General features: G+C 49.1%; 10 protein-coding genes and 4 pseudogenes. 10 read left to right on the forward strand and 4 right to left on the reverse strand.

What is annotated here, in order from left to right; genetic code table 11:
- Positions 1 to 894: 894 nt before the first annotated feature.
- From FOY96_RS22865 to FOY96_RS22880, 4 genes are read left to right on the forward strand one after another with little or no spacing between them, the layout of a single operon-like run.
- Entirely contained in the window at positions 895 to 1,383 is a 489-nt protein-coding gene (locus FOY96_RS22865) for a Csu type fimbrial protein (RefSeq protein WP_143347851.1), read from the forward strand.
- A gap of 2 nt (positions 1,384 to 1,385) precedes the next feature.
- A complete protein-coding gene (locus FOY96_RS22870) occupies positions 1,386 to 2,129 on the forward strand; it encodes a fimbrial biogenesis chaperone (RefSeq protein ID WP_143347852.1) in 744 nt (247 codons plus the stop codon).
- Positions 2,130 to 2,137: 8 nt separating this feature from the next.
- Complete coding sequence (locus FOY96_RS22875; protein ID WP_143347853.1) at positions 2,138 to 4,489, forward strand: fimbria/pilus outer membrane usher protein; 2,352 nt, start codon at positions 2,138 to 2,140, stop codon at positions 4,487 to 4,489.
- A 22-nt stretch (positions 4,490 to 4,511) separates the two neighbouring features.
- On the forward strand, positions 4,512 to 5,450 hold the full coding sequence (locus FOY96_RS22880; protein WP_143347854.1) for a Csu type fimbrial protein: 939 nt from the start codon (positions 4,512 to 4,514) through the stop codon (positions 5,448 to 5,450).
- A gap of 237 nt (positions 5,451 to 5,687) precedes the next feature.
- Here the strand turns inward: FOY96_RS22880 and FOY96_RS22885 are convergent, their stop codons facing one another.
- Positions 5,688 to 6,572, reverse strand: coding sequence for a carbapenem-hydrolyzing class A beta-lactamase FRI-9 (locus tag FOY96_RS22885; RefSeq protein WP_140423309.1), 885 nt, complete (start codon positions 6,570 to 6,572; stop codon positions 5,688 to 5,690).
- Between the two features lie 374 nt (positions 6,573 to 6,946).
- Between FOY96_RS22885 and FOY96_RS22890 the strand changes: the two genes are divergently transcribed.
- From FOY96_RS22890 to FOY96_RS22905, 5 genes and pseudogenes are all read left to right on the forward strand, one after another.
- The gene (locus FOY96_RS22890) at positions 6,947 to 7,810 is read left to right on the forward strand and encodes a LysR family transcriptional regulator (protein ID WP_143346264.1); all 864 of its coding nucleotides are present in this window, start codon (positions 6,947 to 6,949) and stop codon (positions 7,808 to 7,810) included.
- Positions 7,811 to 8,283: 473 nt separating this feature from the next.
- Entirely contained in the window at positions 8,284 to 11,466 is a 3,183-nt protein-coding gene (locus FOY96_RS22895) for an inverse autotransporter beta domain-containing protein (RefSeq protein WP_143347855.1), read from the forward strand.
- 65 nt (positions 11,467 to 11,531) lie between these two features.
- On the forward strand, positions 11,532 to 12,152 hold the full coding sequence (locus FOY96_RS22900; RefSeq protein WP_143347856.1) for a helix-turn-helix domain-containing protein: 621 nt from the start codon (positions 11,532 to 11,534) through the stop codon (positions 12,150 to 12,152).
- Between the two features lie 383 nt (positions 12,153 to 12,535).
- Positions 12,536 to 13,087: pseudogene (locus FOY96_RS23315) on the forward strand (transposase family protein); the annotation flags it as partial.
- 41 nt (positions 13,088 to 13,128) lie between these two features.
- Positions 13,129 to 13,436, forward strand: a pseudogene (locus FOY96_RS22905) (IS3 family transposase); the annotation flags it as partial.
- A 33-nt stretch (positions 13,437 to 13,469) separates the two neighbouring features.
- Here the strand turns inward: FOY96_RS22905 and FOY96_RS22910 are convergent.
- The 3 genes and pseudogenes from FOY96_RS22910 to FOY96_RS22925 all read right to left on the reverse strand — a co-directional run.
- Positions 13,470 to 13,928, reverse strand: a pseudogene (locus FOY96_RS22910) (IS3 family transposase); the annotation flags it as partial.
- An 80-nt stretch (positions 13,929 to 14,008) separates the two neighbouring features.
- The gene (ltrA, locus tag FOY96_RS22915; RefSeq protein ID WP_172620547.1) at positions 14,009 to 15,517 is read right to left on the reverse strand and encodes a group II intron reverse transcriptase/maturase; all 1,509 of its coding nucleotides are present in this window, start codon (positions 15,515 to 15,517) and stop codon (positions 14,009 to 14,011) included.
- Between the two features lie 672 nt (positions 15,518 to 16,189).
- Positions 16,190 to 16,875, reverse strand: a pseudogene (locus FOY96_RS22925) (IS3 family transposase); the annotation flags it as partial.
- Positions 16,876 to 17,063: 188 nt separating this feature from the next.
- Between FOY96_RS22925 and FOY96_RS22930 the strand changes: the two are divergent.
- Positions 17,064 to 18,032 (forward strand): IS110 family RNA-guided transposase, encoded by a 969-nt coding sequence (locus tag FOY96_RS22930; protein WP_143347859.1) that lies wholly within the window; start codon positions 17,064 to 17,066, stop codon positions 18,030 to 18,032.
- Positions 18,033 to 18,740: the final 708 nt, after the last annotated feature.

An 18,740-nucleotide genomic window follows, 5' to 3' on the forward strand; every position in this document is an offset into this window, starting at 1 on the left:
GGCGGCGGGTGGAGGATGGAGGGTGGCACTATATAAGAGTCCGAATGGCGAAGCAGATAATCCAGTTCGCAGCCGGATGTAAGGAGCGGGCGACTGAGGGAAGCAGCAGTGGGAACTAACTGAGGCTGCTGCGAGGGATCTGCAAGGGGGCATAAGACACTGGATTTGCATCGGTTATATCGAATCAGATAGTGCATTAAAACGGATGCGTATTTATGGGAATGCTGTATGTACGTTCATTCACTATCAAGATGAATATATCTTTAAGTATATCCGGAGTTGATAATTATCTCAAAAAAGCTTCAGGTAATACATTTTTATCTCAGAAGCTCATCACTACCATTGCCGGAGAAAATGAGTGGTAGCAACTTAATGGCAGGAGATGAGCCATGACAGTGTTCTATCATGACAGTAGCTGCAGCACACTCCACATTAAAACCAGAGCGTTACAGTCCCGTCCCCCTTTTCCCTTTCTGGCGGATATTCATAAAAATTATTTCAGTAGGTATCAATGGTGAACACAAAAATGTACTGCCAATTATCAACAGTAGTATCCGCTTGTGGCTCGTGGAGGAAAGCACTCAACTGATCTAGATCACGCTGGCCAGAGCTGTCTGCATGAGTCAGTAGTTAGAAATATTGCCGGGGGGGGTATATTTCTAATTTCGCGCATTTAATAGATGCAAAAACCAATGAAGTGGTAAAATCAAAGTATATAAAACTAAATTAACGGTGATTGCAATGTTTTGTACTTATTGTATCTTTATTTGGCTAATATTATTCTGTTCAGTTTTTTTAATGCCTGACACATTTGGCCCCACTCAACGCCAATTTACTGTTGAATGGCTATCATTTACTGAATACCTTGATACTAACATCACTTAAGGAAGAAAAATGATACTTAATAAGTTAACGGCCGCTCTGGGCTGTTTATTCATGATGGTTTCTGCACATTCAGCCTATGCTGAAATAGAAACAAACTCATTTAACGTAAAAATCGCCGTAAGCAGCCTTTGTAAAATTGATAATATTCAGGATGTTGATTTTGGAACTGTATCAGAAGCTATTGACGGTGATGTGGTTAAGGATACTATGCTAAAAATCAAATGCAATGACCTGAAGCCTTATACTATATCACTCACTCCTTCAAATGATTCCCCGGTTGGACAAGGACAAATGAAATCATCTGAAGGCCATACAATCAATTACGGCTTGTATTCTAATGAGGCTGCCACGACTCCATGGGGAAGCATGAATCTTCAGCAGTATACTGGTAATGGCCGTAAGCAGAACTACCCTGTATATGTAAAAGTAGCCGGATCTGAATTTGATGCGCCATCAGGCTCCTATCACGATATAGTCAAGGTTCAGGTACATTACTAAAAATGTTTGTTTTGATCATGAAAGTCTTGAAAATCATGGTCACTTTGTCCGCTGGACTGGTGATGCTATTTACCAGTTCAGCGGCAGTAGCGACCGGGTTGCAGGTCACCCCCCTTTCGGTAGAACTTGCAGAAAACACCAAAGCGACTGAAATGTGGCTCCTGAACACGAAATCAACGGCTATTGATGCTCAGATAAGACTATACCAGTGGGATCAAAGAGAAAATAAAGATGTACTTCTTCCCACTTCGTCCCTGATTATCAGTCCACCTTTCACTAAAATTCCTCCGGGTGGAAAGCAACTGGTTCGCGTGATTAGGGGGAAGCAGTCAGACAATTCATCCCCACTGGAAGCCTACAGGATTGTGGTAAACGAACTCCCGGCACCATCAACAAAAGAGAAAGGCGTTGATTTTGTAATGGAGTACTCGCTTCCTGTTTTCGTGCTTAACAGACCTGTGGATAAAACGTCACAAACAACTCTTCTCTCCCTCATTAAGAAAGAAGGGAAACATTTTATAAGGGTAGTAAACACCGGAGCGTATATAAGCCATCTTTACGATATTCATTACATTGCTCCTACAGGTAAAAAGTATCCGCTCCGCCTGAGTGGGCTTGGTTATGTCCTTCCTGGAAAAGAAATGGAATGGGATAGCGGTTTGAACTCAGCAGTAATACATAACGGTGGGAGTATTGAATTTATGCAGAGCGGAATCAAACATACACAGTTAATAAATTTACGATAAACACAAATATGCTTTTTTCTTCATCTTTTATGTCTAGGCTACTGGCGGGTAGCCTCCTTTTCATATGCTCTACCTCGATTACTGAAGCAACAGAACATACTTCAGCTGTGCGCCGACCAGAACCTGATATTTCTGGTGAAGCTCACTATACAGTCTATCTTGATGTTATCTTAAATGGCGTATCTAGGGGCTTTCACCCCTTCGACATACAGGGAAAGAGAATCTTTGCTAATAGTGAAGTGCTCAGCGAGATTGGATTAACACGCACTTTTTATAACAATGTTACTGTCGAGCTATCTGCTAACCAAAGCGTAAGTATTGAATTTAATCCTCATTTACAGTTGATTAAACTGGAAACTGCAGACAGCAACACGACACTTGACAGAAGGCACTACGGTATTGAAGACCAGTTTATCCCCGCAGACTCAACTAATGGTGGAGCCGTGCTTAACTACCAGCTGTTACACAATACGGATAAACGAAATTTCAGCTCTGGGATATTCAGTGAACTTCGTGGCATGAGCAGCATGGCAACTTTTTCTACTAGCATGGTTAACGCATTTGACTACGGTGACGAAAGAAAAATAACAACCAAGCGCCTTGATACACGATTTGACTCTTTATGGCAGGACACTAACTTCACACTTCAGGCCGGAGATGCTGTGACAGATATTCTTTCGTGGACACGTCCTTACCGTTTCGCTGGCATTAAAATCTCTAACACGACACCGCTTAGTCCCGGGAGCACAAAAGTAGCACCGCTTGAGTTTGAGTTCACGCCTAAAGCCCCTTCCGAAATTGATCTTTTACTCGATGGCTCAAACTCTTTCAGGCAACGTATACCTGGTGGCCCGTTTACTCTGCTGACAATACCACAGACGAAAGGCTTCAGTAACGCTGAACTATGGATAACTGATAGACAAACTGGCGGAAAAACACTAATTACGAAGCCAGTCTATTTCTCTGCAAACCAGCTCAAAGCAGGTGCATCGGAATGGAGTATAGATACAGGTTTCTATCGTAGTCATTATGGTGTTAAATCAAATGCCTATGATGACAAACTTTTAATTAACGCGAATAGCCGGTATGGGCTCAACCGGAATATCTCTCTGGAAAATCATGCTGAAATAGCTCAGTCGTTCAGGCATGCAGGTGCTGGCATGGTGGTCACCCCCCATCCTTATCTGGGAGAGCTTACATGGAATCATTCATTCAGTAATTACAATGGATATACCGGTGATCGAAGTGCAGCTACTCATCAGTGGAACAATCGTTTCTTTTATTCAAAGTTTTCATGGGAAACATTCAGCAAAGCGTTTAAAGACATCCCATCCCTTTACGGTAATGATATTGCCAAACGCAATATCACAGCTTCCATGGGGATCGGTACAGACAAATTCGGTTTTTTTTCGCTAAGCAATACCGATACACTGACTCACACTGACTCACAATATCGGACATTATCGTTATCGTGGCAGAAAGGGTTTGCAGACTTCCTGTCTCTTTACATTACGCACCGGATAACCACCGGAAACTGGAATGATGCATCATATTTTGCAGGAGTGTCTATACCTCTTGGCAATACGTATGTGGCATATAACTCCCGATACAACGATGGTGCTGTTTTTCATAGTCTCAGTTTGAGCGATAGTTCACGAGGTGAAAGCGGGTTCTCCTGGAAAGGAAGAATCAGCAGTGCTCCTGCATATAAATTTGCAGACGGAGATATTGAGTACCAGGGGACGTATGCGACCTTCAGCGGGAATGTCTCAACAGAGGGGTACATCTCGCTGGGAATGGCTGGCTCGCTCGCTTATCTTAATAATAACTTCTACGCAGGTAGACCTATTCAGGATGCGTTTGCCAGCGTTTCCACCTCAGGAATTGGGGACGTTCCCGTTTATGTGGATAACCGCTTTGCCGGTATCACAAACAGTTCGGGTTATCTGTTCCTTCCCCAACTATCGTCATTTCAGCAGAATAAAATAAGTATTGATACTCTGTCATTACCTGCTGATTATGAATTTTCCAATATTGAGAAAGTAATTGTTCCTGCTTACAAATCAGGTAACATTATCAAGTTTGATATAAAACCCGTTCGTGCCGCCATTCTTGTGCTTACGAATCATCATGGTGAATACTTGCCTGCGGGCACAGTTTTAAAAATCAACTCAGGTAACGAAGAATTTATCGTAGGTTTTGAGGGGCAGGTTTATATTACAGGGCTAAATAATGAAAATTCTTTCATTGCACACTTATCCGATGCAGGAAGAGGAATTCCGGGTTTATGCAGCGGTCAGTTCTCCCATCATTCCGACAGCAGAGACGCTGTTCCAACTTACAGCGTGACATGTCAGTAATTGCGTCAGTAGGAGATGTTTCGTGATTTCATTTTATTCATTACGTTTTTTCAGACTTTTGATCGTCATTTTTTCCCTTCCCGTTTACGGAGGCAATATAACTTGTAAGGCTGAAATAAGCGATTTTGATTTTGGTAATATTGTTACCGGGCAGCCGTTATCGAAACAGTCGGCATACGGATATGTAAAATTCTCCTGTACCAACAGAGATATAATACCGCTGTATGTGGGTCTTTGTTTAAATAGGACACCTTCCTCAAAAGATTTGACAATCGATTCACTTTCCGATAGGGATTACAGTATAATTTTCAGAGACAGAGCGACCGGCCTTCCCTGGAGCGAAGGAAACCCTCCTATACATATTTCGCGTATAGTGAATGCCCGTACAGATATGACTGAAAAAATTCCTGTTTCCGCAGAAATGCTTATCGACCCGATCACCTTATCGGCAGGACCAGTAAACCTCAGGTTTACACTTCAGTCGCCTTCCCTTTCATGGTACGCAAGCTCCGTGCCGTTTAGTGACAGTTGTACAGAGTCTCTCCCTGCGGATCAGATTTCATTCAATGTCAGAGCAAATGTCACCAAACGTTGTGATGTGACAGCAGACAGTCTTGATTTTGGCAAGATTATTGATATGTCAGGCTCGAAAAAATTTTCGCAGAGTACAATTAATATAAAATGTACAAATGAAACCATTTATAGTGTATCACTACGCTCTCTTAATGGGAGCAGCACAGGATTTATGATGAATAATGGAACTAACAATAAAATCCCATATGCGCTATTCAAAGATTCTGCACAAAAAGAACGTTGGGCTGAAGGATTAAACGCGAAAATAGATCGCGGAACCGGGAAATGGCAACAGCATCAGCTTTATGGCCAAGTGAACCTTTCACCGTCAGACGAACCTTCCTCGGGCGATTACACTGATACAGTAATTATATCCATAAATTACTGAATGTAAAATGATGTACACTCGCAGATAGAGATAAAAACAGTCTTCGCTATCGATATAACACCATCCTCAACTCATTCAGAATGCGAAACCGCATCTGCTCCCCTTAAAAATTTAATTCAGGCCTGAATAAAAAATATAGCTGGCAAGGCAATTAATTTAAAATAATCAAAAAAAAGCGCCATTGAATATACTTATGGGTTTTCATGGCGCATTAAAATTAATTTAATTACATATAAATTATTTAGTACTTCCATACACTGCATTTATAGCTATTTTTGCAGCATTTTTTATAACTGTTTCGTCATGTTTGTCGTTTTGATTAGGACGTGTTGTGTAGACAGCCATAACTGCAGGTGAATTGGCATCTGGCCATAAAATAGCAATATCATTGGCTGTACCATAAAAACCACAGGTGCCTGTTTTATCGCCAACAACCCACTTATCTGGAACAGCAGCTCTAATTCGCGCATTACCAGTAGTGTTGCCTTTAAGCCAATCCTGTAGCAAGGATTTATTTTTAGCATCGAGTACTGAACCAAAAGCAATATTATTAAGGCTCATAGCCACTGTTTTTGGAGTGGAAGTATCACGTTCATCGCCTGGAATAGCTGAGTTTAATTCTAATTCCCAACGATCAAGCCTGAAGTCAGTGTCTCCCGTTGACCGCATAAATGCAGTCAAACCCTCAGGACCTCCTATGTATCTTTCCATTAATAGATTAGAAGCTCCATTGTCACTATACTGAATTGCTGCCTTGGCCAAAGTCTGCACGCTTGCTCCTGTTTCGCGGTATTTTTCTGATACAGGAGAATGCTTTTCCATAACACGTCCAGAATATTCCATCATATCATCAAGAGAAACAGATTTATCCTGAGTTCTTTTTAATACGGATGCAGCGAGGAACGCCTTAAATGAACTACATAAAGGAAATCTCTCATCTTGTCTGTAGGAAAATTCTTTCCCATTTTTTGTGTTTAAAATATAAACACCTATCCGCCCCCCAAAAGAATTTTCCAATTCCTTCATTTGCTCAACACCATTACTTTCCTGGGAGGCGAATGAGTTCAATGGAAGACAGAGCAAAAAAACAAATGTACTTGCACTTTTTTTTAAAAAAAACATTTATAACACCTCTAGATGGTTCAACAAATAATTTTGAGATATTAACTCATCATCTTTTTGTATGTTAAAAGCTTAACTAAGAATGTAAGCATAAAAAGATCTTTGCATATTCCCATGGAGAATTAAATTGGTGGCTTTATTGCGCCAGTGTTTAATGAAACACTCCAAGGACAATATTTTGTTAACTGTTAAAATATAAGGTATAGGGATTGGTAAATGATAAATCATTCCCATTCATATAGACAAAAGTTAAAAAATTACACCTCTCATGAATCTTCAGTTGCTTAACACCTTGAATTTTACTTTTGATCTTTATGATGACAAACTATAAAATCTTTGCTTAGACATAAGTAAAACCTTTAGGCTAGTATATCATGAGAAATCGCTTGCCACTAAACGGGTTACGGGCTTTTGAGGCTTCAGCCCGCCACCTTAACTTTACACGCGCTGGACTTGAACTACATGTTAGTCAAGCTGCAGTAAGTCAACAAGTTCGTTCTCTTGAAAACCTCCTCAATGTCAATCTGTTTCGAAGGCTGCCGCGAGGATTAGTTCTTACTGAAGAAGGTGCGCATTTACTTCCAATTCTTAACGATGCATTTAATCGTATGGATTCAGCCTTACAAAAATTTCGCGGAGGTAAATTTCTCGAAGTGCTTACTGTTGCAGTAGTAGGAACCTTTGCTATTGGATGGCTTTTACCTCGGCTTAAGGATTTTTATGAAAAATATCCTTGGATTGATTTGAGGATTTTAACCCATAATAATACAATTAATTTAGCAAATGAAGGTATTGATGCGTCAATTCGTTTTGGAACGGGAAAATGGACTCTTACTGAGAATATCGAGCTTTTTGCTGCCCCGCATACTGTACTATGTTCCCCTGTTGTTGCAGAAAATCTTCTCTCGCCGAATCATCTACGGTATAAATTATTATTCAGAACCTATCGTCAGGATGAGTGGTATAACTGGCTTGAAGTTGCAGGTGTTGAGCCATGGGTAATTACAGGGCCTATTTTTGATTCATCAAGACTTATGGTTGATGCCACTAGCATATCTGATGGCATAGCATTAGCACCATCATGTATGTTTAAAAGGGAACTAGATCTTGGACTACTTAAAATTCCTTTTGACATTCATGTAAATATGGGCAGCTATTGGATGACGACATTAAAATCAAAACAGAAGTCTGCGGCACTGACTGCTTTCAGCACTTGGTTACAGGAATGTTGCCTGTAATCAGGTTGATTTATATTTCTGTGTCTGGGCGTAAATTATTCATTTACGCTGTGAATCGCCATGGATAATCTAGACACTTCTGAGCCATTGATGGACTGACCCCGACCCCCTCCGTCATTTACAGAGTGATACGTGTTATTTTGCACTCCAGTCGTCCCATCATAGCCTGTCAATTGCCAGCATAGCCTGTCATGATTCTTCTGAACATTGTGTTGCACTGCATTCCCCTGTTTTTCTGGATGTGGTTTTTCCGCCCTCCCCGGGCGGTTTTTTTTCCATACACCGTAAACTCCGCCAGTCACCAGCCCCGACCACGACATGCACTTATTCTGCTGGTTTTTCTATCCAAAAAAATAAACTTTCTACACACATAAAACTAATATAACTATAATCAACAAAATTACATTCCAAAAAAACACACTCCGATTCTAAAGTACCGCAGTCATTCATTCCATTAGGAAGAATATTAAACTGTGAAAAAAGTTCTTATTCGGAAAACTGCAATCGCCACACTTTTGGTGCAGTTCTGCTCTCCATTATCTGTTGCCTTTACCCCGGCTATTGCCTCCGCCGTTCAGCCAAACCGCGACACCACCGCGACCGCCGACGTGAACGACAATCAGGCCGCCGCACGCCTTGCCCAGGCCGCATCCCGGGCAGGGACCTTCTTGAGCAACGCCCCAGATACCGATGCTGCTGCATCACTCGCCAGCGGGTACGCCAGTGCCGAAGTCCAGCAGTGGCTCAGCCAGTTCGGCACGGCGCGCACCACCATTGACGTTGATAAGGACTTCTCACTGAAGGGCTCCTCTCTCGACCTCCTGGTGCCCCTGCACGACTCGCCTGACCTGCTCACCTTTGCCCAGGGCGGTATCCGCCGGGCGGACGACCGCACGCAGTCCTCCCTCGGCCTCGGCGTGCGCAGCTTCGGGTCCGACAGTATGCTCGGCGCCAGCGCCTTTATCGACCACGACCTCTCCCGCAGCCACACCCGGGCTGGGCTCGGTATTGAATACTGGCGCGACAACCTCCGCCTTGGCGCCAACAGCTACATGCGCCTCTCGGGCTGGAAGGACTCCCCGGACGTCACCGACTACCTTGAGCGTCCGGCAAACGGCTGGGACATTACCGCCCGCGGCTGGCTTCCTTCGCTGCCGCAGCTCGGCGCCTCGCTGGGCTTTGAGCGCTACTACGGTGAAGAGGTGGGCCTGTTCGGACACAGCAACCGCCAGAAGGACCCTTATGCCGCCACTGCAGGCCTGAACTGGACGCCGTTCCCGCTGCTCACCCTGAACGCCGGGCAGCGTCAGGGCAAGGGCTCGGCCAGCGATTCCCGCCTGGGTCTTGAGCTGCGCTACACCCCGGGCGTATCCTGGGCGCATCAGACCAGTCCTGACTCCGTCGCCGCACTGCGTAGTCTGAGCGGTGCTCGCCATGACCTTGTCGAGCGCAACAGCAACATTGTCCTCGAGTACAAAAAGAAAGAGGTCATATTCCTGAAGACCCAGGAGCTGGTCACTGGCTACGCTGGTGAGCAGAAGCCCCTGAGCGTGGAGATAAAGAGCCGGTATCCTGCTGAGCGCATTGAGTGGCAGTCGCCAGAGCTGGAGGCGGCCGGAGGGATTATCATGTCTTCCGGCCCGCATTCTCACGCTGTTATACTACCGGCCTGGCAGCCGGGAAGAGCTCTCCACGGCAATACCTATACGGTACGCGGTGTTGCCGTGGACAGTCGGGGCAACCGCTCTGCCGCGTCCAGCACCCGTGTTGTCGTTTCACAGGCAGCCATCAGTCCCGCACTGTCGGGCCTGAGCCTTTCGTCGCTTAATCTGGTCCCGGACGGCACCAGTGCGCAGAAAGTCACCCTCACCCTGCGTGATGCAGCCGGCAATCCGGTTGACGTGGACGAAAGTGAGATTGTTACGGAACGCAGCGATAATACCGACAAAAACGCAGCGCGGGCTGCACGCGGTCTCGCCCGGGTGGGGCATTTCGTACGCACCTCTGCCGGCAGCTATGACCTGACGGTTACTCCGGGAACGCAGGAAGAGCACTTCACGCTGACTCCGTATGTGCGCGGCTACAGCGCCGGCACCATCACTGTCAACATCAGCCAGACTCTGAGTGATGCTAACTCCTCACTGGTGGTCGGGCAGCCTGTTACCGACACGGATACGCCGGTGCCTGTAATGCTTACGCTGCGTGATGAGGCGAGCATTCCGATTAACGGCCAGAAGGTGAGATTCAGCAGCGGTCAGGACGGCGTCACCTTCTCTGACGTGCAGGAGTCTGCTGGCGGAGTTTACACTGCCACTATGCGCGCCACGCGGACGGGCGTGGTGACGGTGAGCTCTATTGTGAACGGCATCCAGCTGGCGCAGCCGCAGGCCACCGTCACAGTGAAAGCGGGCTCTGTCTCGCAGGCCACTTCGACCCTTAAAACAGACCGTACGCGTTATGCCAGTCAGGAGGATGTGGTACTGACACTGACTCTGAAGGATGCATCCGGCAACAGTGTGACGGAGGTGGATCTTGCCTCTGCCACATTTACTGGTCCGGGGCTACAGGAGAAGGAGGGCTCAGCCTGGACGCAGGCCGGCGGCGTCTGGACCCGCACCTTCACCGCGACGACGGCGGGCACCGGCCTGACGGCCGGCATCACGCTGGGCGGCACGGCCGTTACCTCCGCCGCGTACACCATCACGGCTGCCGCGGCTTCTGCGGCCACCTCCACCCTTGGGGTCAGCGGCGGCGTTAACGGCACGTTCACCGCCGGAGACGAGATGACCATCACCTTCACCCCGCGCGACGCGCAGGATAACCCGGCGACCATCACGGCGGAGGCTGCGGACACCATCACCGTGGCGAACGCCGCGCCGGCACAGGGCTCAGCCTGGACGCAGGCCGGCGGCGTCTGGACCCGCACCTTCACCGCGACGACGGCGGGCACCGGCCTGACGGCCGGCGTCACGCTGGGCGACGGAACCGTCACCTCCGCCCCGTACTCCGTCACGGCGGGCGCGGCTTCTGCGGCCACCTCCACCCTTGCCGTCAGCGGCGGCACTAACGGCACGTTCACCGCCGGAGACGAGATGACCGTCACCTTCACCCCGCGCGACGCGCAGGATAACCCGGCGACCATCACGGCGGAGGCTGCGGACACCATCACCGTGGCGAACGCCGCGCCGGCACAGGGCTCAGCCTGGACGCAGGCCGGCGGCGTCTGGACCCGCACCTTCACCGCGACGACGGCGGGCACCGGCCTGACGGCCACCATCACGCTGGGCAGCGGAATGCTCGCCTCCGCCCCGTACACCATCACGGGGAGCCAGGTCGTCAGTGGGATCAACTCCACCCTTGCCGTCCCCGGCGGCGCTGGCGCCACGTTCAGGGTTGGAGACCAGATAACAGTCACCTTCACTCCGCGCGACTTGCAGAATAACCCGGCGTACGTCGAGGCTGCGGTTGTGGACACCATCAGCGTGGCGGGCGCAACGCCGGTCCAGGGCTCCACCTGGATGCAGACCAACGGCGTCTGGACCCGCACCTTCACCGCGACGACGCCGGTCACTGGCAAGAGGGCCATCCTCTTACTAGACAGCGGCTCAGTAATCGTCTCCGAGGTGTACACCATTACAGCGGGTGCCACGAACTAAAGGCAACACCGGAGTACCTGAGAGCCCAGGTACTCCACTCCCTAAACTAATAAATAAACTTTTTTATGATGAATACTGAATTCACTCCGCAGCAGAAACTTGAAAACATCATTCGCTCCCTCCGGGAACAAAGGAGTGTTATGGTCTCCGGGCGGGAAGATATAGCCATGACACTGCGCGCACGTCCCACTGTCTTCTTTCTCGAGGAGGGGCGGGCCTCCCTTCGCCTTAAAAGTAATGGCTACATTATTGCCGACTTCACGGCACCCGCGGTGCTCGGTCTTGAGCTGCTCTGCGGTCGTGAACCAGATACAACCGTGGCCGTTCAGGATTCAGCTCGTCTTATTCAGGTGCTGTCTTCTGACCTTGCTGCGGAAATTGAGCTGTCGGGGATGTGGCATGATGTCTTCAGCATTCTTGCAGACAATGCGCGGCATGTGCGGGATAATCTCGCCATCAGTGCGTTCGGCAGCAATTACCACATCGTTCGCCACCATCTTCTTGCCCTGAGCAACGGTGACGGGGGCCTCCTGAAGCAGGAATCGTTTCACCGGTATATCAGCGAGCGTTCAACCGTCTCCCGCAGCACTCTGTACAAGGTTATCAGGAGTCTGCAGGCTGGGCAGTACATTACCATGGAAAGAGGAAAACTGATTGAGCTTCGACATCTCCCAAAAAATTATTAAAGATGAGTCTGTGGTTGAGGTTTCCATCCTTACCGACCCGCCAGAGTCATGCGTTGCATCAAGGAAGATAAAAGGCTGGCTGTGATTTACTTCACCCGGTGCGATCAGTTCTTTGCGCTCTTTAGGCTCATGCGCAGAACATCGCCGCTGAACGTGGAGTGCGGACCTGACACCGAACCCAGGATACAAGGCTGTCCATGAGTGCTGCAGAGCACCCTGAGCATTACTGATGAGGGGAACACCGTTTTCCATGTCTTCTGCGAGCAGCTCTGTCTGTACGGCAGCTGCATCGAGAATCACAGGAAGTGGCTGAGTGAATTGCCACGGATAATCCAGGCTGAGCCTCTTAATTGTCACAGCCTTTTTTCACAACATATTGAACTATGGCTCGTTACGTTCTTTCCTGTGAAGCAGGGGCTCTCATCCAGACTGCTGAACCAGCAACACCGGGGCAGCACTCTCTTGGGCAGAAAACCGTATATTCATTATATGTTCTGTATTCTGTGTTCGGTCGCACCATGACCCGATTTCCTGAGCGATATGGTCCAGGTAAGGCCGTTTACAGCCCGCGTTCAAAGTCAGCGGTGATGAACATTACTTTCCATAAGTTGCTTTTATCTCCTGAAGCTCATGGTTTCGTTGACTGGTCAGCGACAGCGCTGGATGGCAGCAATATCCGTGCACTCATCAGATGTGCTGCCAGGGCTAAAAAGAACATACTGACATATGCAGAGATATTGAGCGGGGTCGCACTCGCGGTGGTTTTGGCACAAAACCAATCTGACGATAGACGGAAACGAACTGCCGTTAAATATCGTGCTCAGCATCGGACAAACCAACGAAAGCCAGTCCGCAGAAAGCCTGCAGGACTGCATTGGTGTTCAGCACCAGAGAAGCGGCGTGTTCATGCTGTACTGGCGGATAAAGTTTACTCCGTGGGATATGTTATCTAAGCTAATGAAAAAAGACGAGAAGAATGACGCGATGGGTAAAGCAGTTGCGGGATGAACGACAGGGCAAAATACCTAAAGCCTCCCCTATAACCCCGGAATAGATTGAAATACGTGAGCTGAAGAAAAAGCTACAACGCATTAAAATGGAAAACGACATATTAAAAAAGGCTACCGCGCTCTTGATGTCAGACTCCCTGAACAGTTCTCGTTAATCGGGAAACTCAGAGCGCAGTATCCTGTGGTCACACTCTGCCACGTGTTCGGGGTTCATCGCAGCAGCTAAATACTGGGGAAAAGCCCCGAAAAGCCAGACGGCAGGCGAGCTGTGTTGGACTGACCCCACGCCCGTAGACAAATTCTGTCCTCACGACGAGGCCTGTTCAAAGGCCTCCGGACTGACGCCGCCGAGGTGGCTGTGGCAACGGGCCCGGTTGTAGAACACTTCAATGTAATCGAAGATATCGGCCCGGGCCAGATCCCGGGTTTTATAGATGCGTTTTCTGATCCGCTCTTTTTTCAGCGAACTGAAGAACGATTCGGCCACCGCATTATCCTGGCAGTTGCCACGCCTGCTCATGCTCGGGGCCAGGTTATTAGCCCGGCAGAAGCGCTGCCAGTCGTCACTGCCGTACTGGCTGCCCTGATCGCTATGTACGATAACCTCACCGTCCGGTTTTCGACGCCAGACGGCCATCATCAGCGCGTCGAGAGCCAGTTCGCGAGAGAGAGTGGGCTTCATCGACCAGCCAACCACGTTACGGGCGAAGAGGTCGATAACCACCGCCAGATACAGCCAGCCCTGCCAGGTGCGGAGTAGAGTAAGAGGTAGGGCGTAGTCGGACTATTTCCCTGCCTCTCCTCTCCGAACCGGACGTGCACCTTTCAGCGCATCCGGCTCTCCATTTAAACGCTGGCGAACGCCATTGCCACGTCAGTGTAACGCGATGTATACGTGTTTCTGGTTTCCGTCCTCAGATAGGGATTACCTTCGGGTAGACGCCAGCGGAACAGCTTCTTGCCTTGCCCCACCAACCGGTACAGGATTTCGCCACTGAGCTTGCCGTGGTTGGTTTTACCAAATAAAACCCACGTTTTGCTCTGACCCGGTTTTGGTGATTTACACCACCACCTCATCAGGGATGCGATTCCTGTACGGTATTTGTGGGCCAGCCAGTGAGCCAGCTTCCAGAATACGACACGGTCGATATAACTGAAGACTTTGGCCTTAAAATCAACGAACTGATAGAACATGGCCCAGCCTTTCAGTTTTCGGTTGAGTTGTTCAGCCATATCGACTTTGCTTTCACTGTAGTTGCCTGATAACAGTGCTGTCAGCGATGCGGCAAAGTTTCTGGCTTTATCCTTAGGGATCGTTGAGACCACCCGCATATCGCCATAACGACTGTGTTTGCGGATGATCCGGTGACCCAGAAAGACAAAACCGTCATTAACATGGGTGATTCTGGTTTTATCCATGTTCAGCCTGAGCTTCAGACTGTCTTCGAGCACGCCACGGCATTCCTCCCTGATGGCTTCTGCCTGTGCTTTGGTGCCTTTGACGATAAGCACGAAGTCATCGGCATACCGGCAGTACGCTACAGCAGGTTTCCATTGCCAGTTTTCTCTGACTGCGGTGCTTCGGCCCCGCTGGATACTGTTATTCCAGTACCAGCGATCCTTTCGGGCTTTCCCGCTCAGGTAGCATGTATGCAGATACTGATCGAACTCATTGAGCATGATATTTGACAGCAGCGGCGATATTACGCCACCCTGCGGTACGCCTTCACTGGCCGCCCGAAAAAGACCGACATCAATGTGCCCGGCCTTGATGGTTTTCCACAACAGGCTCATAAAGCGAGCGTCACTGATCCTGCGGCGTACGGCCTTCATCAGCAGGCGATGATGCACGGTGTCGAAGTAGCTGGACAGGTCACCTTCAATCACCCATCGACCTCGTGTTTCCCCACAATCGGTGAGTTGTATTTTCACTGTGCGGATCGCATGATGGACGCTGCGTTCAGGTCGAAAACCATATGAAAGCGAATGAAAATCGCTCTCCCATATAGGCTCCATCGCCATCAGCATGGCCCGCTGAACAATACGATCCCGAAGCGAGGGGATCCCCAGAGGTCGCTGTTTGCCGTTGCTTTTGGGGATATAAACCCGTCTGGCTGGCAGAGGTTGGTAACGACCGGAGAGAAGTTCATCCCTGAGTATTTGCAGCTCAGCAGCCAGTCTGGCCTGTAGCGTTGTTTTGTTCACACCATCAACGCCGGGGGTATGCGCCCCCTTTGATGAAAGCGTGATCCGCGCCGCCTCAGTCAGCCATTCTGGTTGTGTTATCAGACGCAGCAGCCGTTCAATCCGTCGGGACGGATCGGTGGCTGCCCATGTGGCAAGCTTGCGTTGCATTTCGCTGATTATCAAAGGTCTTCACCTCGTTAGGTCAGTTAATTCACGTCGCAAACACATATAAACTGCTTCCCTTCGCCATGTAATGGGCTTTCCCCATCGCGGACTACTACGGAAGCTCCGCCAGCCAGCGCGTCATCGGAGCCATGCCCCCTTAACATCCGTCGCTGACCTTCCCCGGTTCACCTGTCTGGACTCAGACATACTGAGGAGGCTGCCCGTCGCACTCTTTATCCTTGCTTGCCGCAAGTTGGCAGAAGTCAGCAACGCGAGTGTGATAGACGCTGCTGCACCGGTGTTTTGCATACATGTCAAAACACCTTCGACGGGCAGTGCTTACGTATCACTGTCCGTTACTTCTGCACGGCCTGCCAGATCACGTAGGCCGTGGTGACATTTTCAACCCACAGAGGCGGATTAACGGGTTCATGTTCTTCAGCCTTTCAGCACTCAACCTTGAGGATCATCTTGGCTTAGTGATCTCGCCTCAATCCCCGTTGTCAGCGGGTTACATCACCCTGCGGGCATGCCACAGGTCACTGCCGCTCAGGTTCTCCACCGTCACACCCGGTGGGATTGTTCGGTTTCTCATCGTGAGTTACCGGTTCAATATTCCAGACAGACTCGTGGTTCATTTGAGCATCCATGCTCGCCCTGAACTCCGGGCACACTATAAGTAATATCGGTGACCCAGACCTGGTTGGCCCGTACAACGGTGAACTGCCGCTGCACGCCGATTAGGAGCAACGACTGAGGCCTGCCAGCGATACGACGTGGAGCTTTATAACCGCGCACAGCTTTAATCCGGTTCAGTTGCATGATCCGACCCACCCGGTTTTTGCCGCAGGTCTCCCCGATTTCGTTCAGGTCGCCATGAACCCGCCGGTAACCGTATACGCCTCCGCTCAGTGAATATGAGTCGCGGATAAGCATCAGCAGGCGATGGTTATCTTTATCACGCGCCGAGACCGGGTTGTGCAGCCACGCGTAGAACCCGGCCCGGGCGACATTCAGTACCCGACACATCGTCATCACACCCCATACAGTGCGGTGTTCATTGATAAAGCGGTACTTCAGTCGGGCTCCCTTGCAAAGTACCGCGCGGCCTTTTTCAGGATATCCCGTTCTTCTTCGGTGCGTTTTAGCTGTGCCCGTAGTTTCAGGGTCTCGCTTTTGGCTTCCAGTAAATCCCGGGCATGCTGTTCGCTGTTATCGGGTTTAATAGCCCGTAGCCACTTATAGAGACTGTGTGCAGACACGCCCAGGCGGTCAGATACTTCGGCAACGGAATAACCGCGTTCTGTTATCTGACGGACGGCTTCTTCCTTAAATTCAGGTGTAAATCGTGGTGTGCCCATACGCTCCTCCTTGTATCTTGAAAGTGGATTACTATGTTCTGGCTTAGATTTGGCAAAGCCCGTGTAGTCCGATTCCTCCTGGGGTTATTCAAGCCCGCAGCATAGCGACTGACGCACAGGCTGAGTCGTTCATCTGAAGCCCGAACAGTTGTCTGAACTTAAAATCGTATTTGCAAGGAGGGGTATAGATGAGCGTGTCAAATCAACGTTGTGCAGGCATTGATGTTTCGAAAAGCACTCTGGATATTGCAATCAGCAGTATTGCCCAGCCATTCACTGTGCCAAATGAAGATGGCGGTTTTAATCAGATACTCAAAGAGTTAAAGCGAAGTGAAACTCAACTGATCCTGATGGAAGCCACCGGGGGACTTGAGTCTGGTGTGGCTGGCTATCTTCAGTCTGAAAGTTTTGATGTGGTTGTTATCAATCCCCGACAGGCGCGAGATTTTGCCCGCGCAATGGGCTATCTGGCTAAGACCGACCAAATAGATGCCAGAGTCCTGCTACAAATGGCAAAAGTTATTAACCAGCATCCTGCTCGGGAAAAATATATTCGTCCCTTAACTGATGCTCACAGGCAGTTGCTGGCAGCAATGGTGGTCAGACGCCGACAATTAACGACAATGCTTACAGCTGAGCGAAACAGATTGCATCCATCACATCCTCAGAATCAAGAAAGTATCAGATTTATTATTTCGGTATTGAAAAGTGAAATGGCTCGTATAGAAGCAGAAATGTCAGCCTATATTTCGAAAAATTTCAGTGAATTATCTGCATTATTGAGCGCCGTTAAAGGTGTTGGTGCAGCGACTGTTGCCGTGCTGCTGGCTGAGGTTCCGGAACTTGGAACGTTGTCACGACGTGAAATTAGTGCGCTTATTGGGGTTGCTCCAGTAAACAGGGATTCCGGCACAATGCGCGGTCGCCGAACGGTATTTGGAGGGCGAGCCTCCGTCCGAACAGCCCTCTATATGTCCGCACTGGTCGGGACGAGGCACAACCCAGTAATTAAAGAATTCTATACACGCCTCGTTGCCGCAGGAAAACCCAAAAAGGTTGCACTGACCGCCTGCATTAGAAAACTACTAACCATCCTGAACGCAATGCTGAAAAATAATGAAGCATGGGATCCGTTGTATCACCAACATGCTTCGTAATCGGGTTCGAAGACAGTTGCTATGCTCAAACTATAGGGCAGGATCGTCTACCGGGGCGGGGTCAGTCCAAAAACGGAACTCAGGACATGCAAACTATCGAGACTGCTCAGCGGTGACGTTCGCCCTGAATGGGCGCTATCGTTCCTCAAAATCCCGGGGGCCATCAACATGAAAAATCTGCGTGTCTATCAGAATAACACACCCTCATCCAACCTGGTGGAAGAGAAGATTGGTGAGCGAGTTGAATCGCTCAGACACGAAGTGAAAGAGGTCGGCAAACACGGCTTGTAGTAGATTAAGGCCATTCCAGATGAAGTTGTGGATGAATATTCCTCCCGTGTCCGAAAATAAGAGGGTCTGTTGTGCGAGCCTGGCCCTAGTTTAGTATGTAAACTATCGACGGTTAGCTGGCCTAACATCTGGTAAAATTACTGACGAGAAGGTAGTATTCGGATCGTCAGCGATCGTCTTGTGGTGGGACAGATTGTTGATTCAGATTACTTTTGTGACCTAACTCAAACTGACGGTTTGACTGCTTTGTGGTGAGGCAGACGGGTGGCAGAAGATGGTTTTACGGAAGAAATGCGGACTTCCGGAAACAAAGAGGGACAGGACGTGCCCAGTAAAACGTTCAGGAGCAGGTTACGGGATTTCCCGGAACCTGAATGCACAAACCCCCCGAAATCTGTCATCAACTTGGCGGAAGAG

The organism is Enterobacter asburiae (assembly GCF_007035645.1).
Taxonomy (GTDB): Bacteria; Pseudomonadota; Gammaproteobacteria; order Enterobacterales; family Enterobacteriaceae; genus Enterobacter; species Enterobacter asburiae_B.

What these genes read in the sequence shown, in the direction of transcription:
- FOY96_RS22930 (WP_143347859.1), top strand. Translation starts at nt 17,064, where the DNA reads ATGAGCGTGTCAAATCAACGTTGTGCAGGCATTGATGTTTCGAAAAGC.
- FOY96_RS22885 (WP_140423309.1), bottom strand. Translation starts at nt 6,572, where the DNA reads ATGTTTTTTTTAAAAAAAAGTGCAAGTACATTTGTTTTTTTGCTCTGT.
- FOY96_RS22865 (WP_143347851.1), top strand. Translation starts at nt 895, where the DNA reads ATGATACTTAATAAGTTAACGGCCGCTCTGGGCTGTTTATTCATGATG.
- FOY96_RS22875 (WP_143347853.1), top strand. Translation starts at nt 2,138, where the DNA reads ATGCTTTTTTCTTCATCTTTTATGTCTAGGCTACTGGCGGGTAGCCTC.
- FOY96_RS22870 (WP_143347852.1), top strand. Translation starts at nt 1,386, where the DNA reads ATGTTTGTTTTGATCATGAAAGTCTTGAAAATCATGGTCACTTTGTCC.
- FOY96_RS22900 (WP_143347856.1), top strand. Translation starts at nt 11,532, where the DNA reads ATGATGAATACTGAATTCACTCCGCAGCAGAAACTTGAAAACATCATT.
- ltrA (WP_172620547.1), bottom strand. Translation starts at nt 15,517, where the DNA reads ATGCAACGCAAGCTTGCCACATGGGCAGCCACCGATCCGTCCCGACGG.
- FOY96_RS22890 (WP_143346264.1), top strand. Translation starts at nt 6,947, where the DNA reads ATGAGAAATCGCTTGCCACTAAACGGGTTACGGGCTTTTGAGGCTTCA.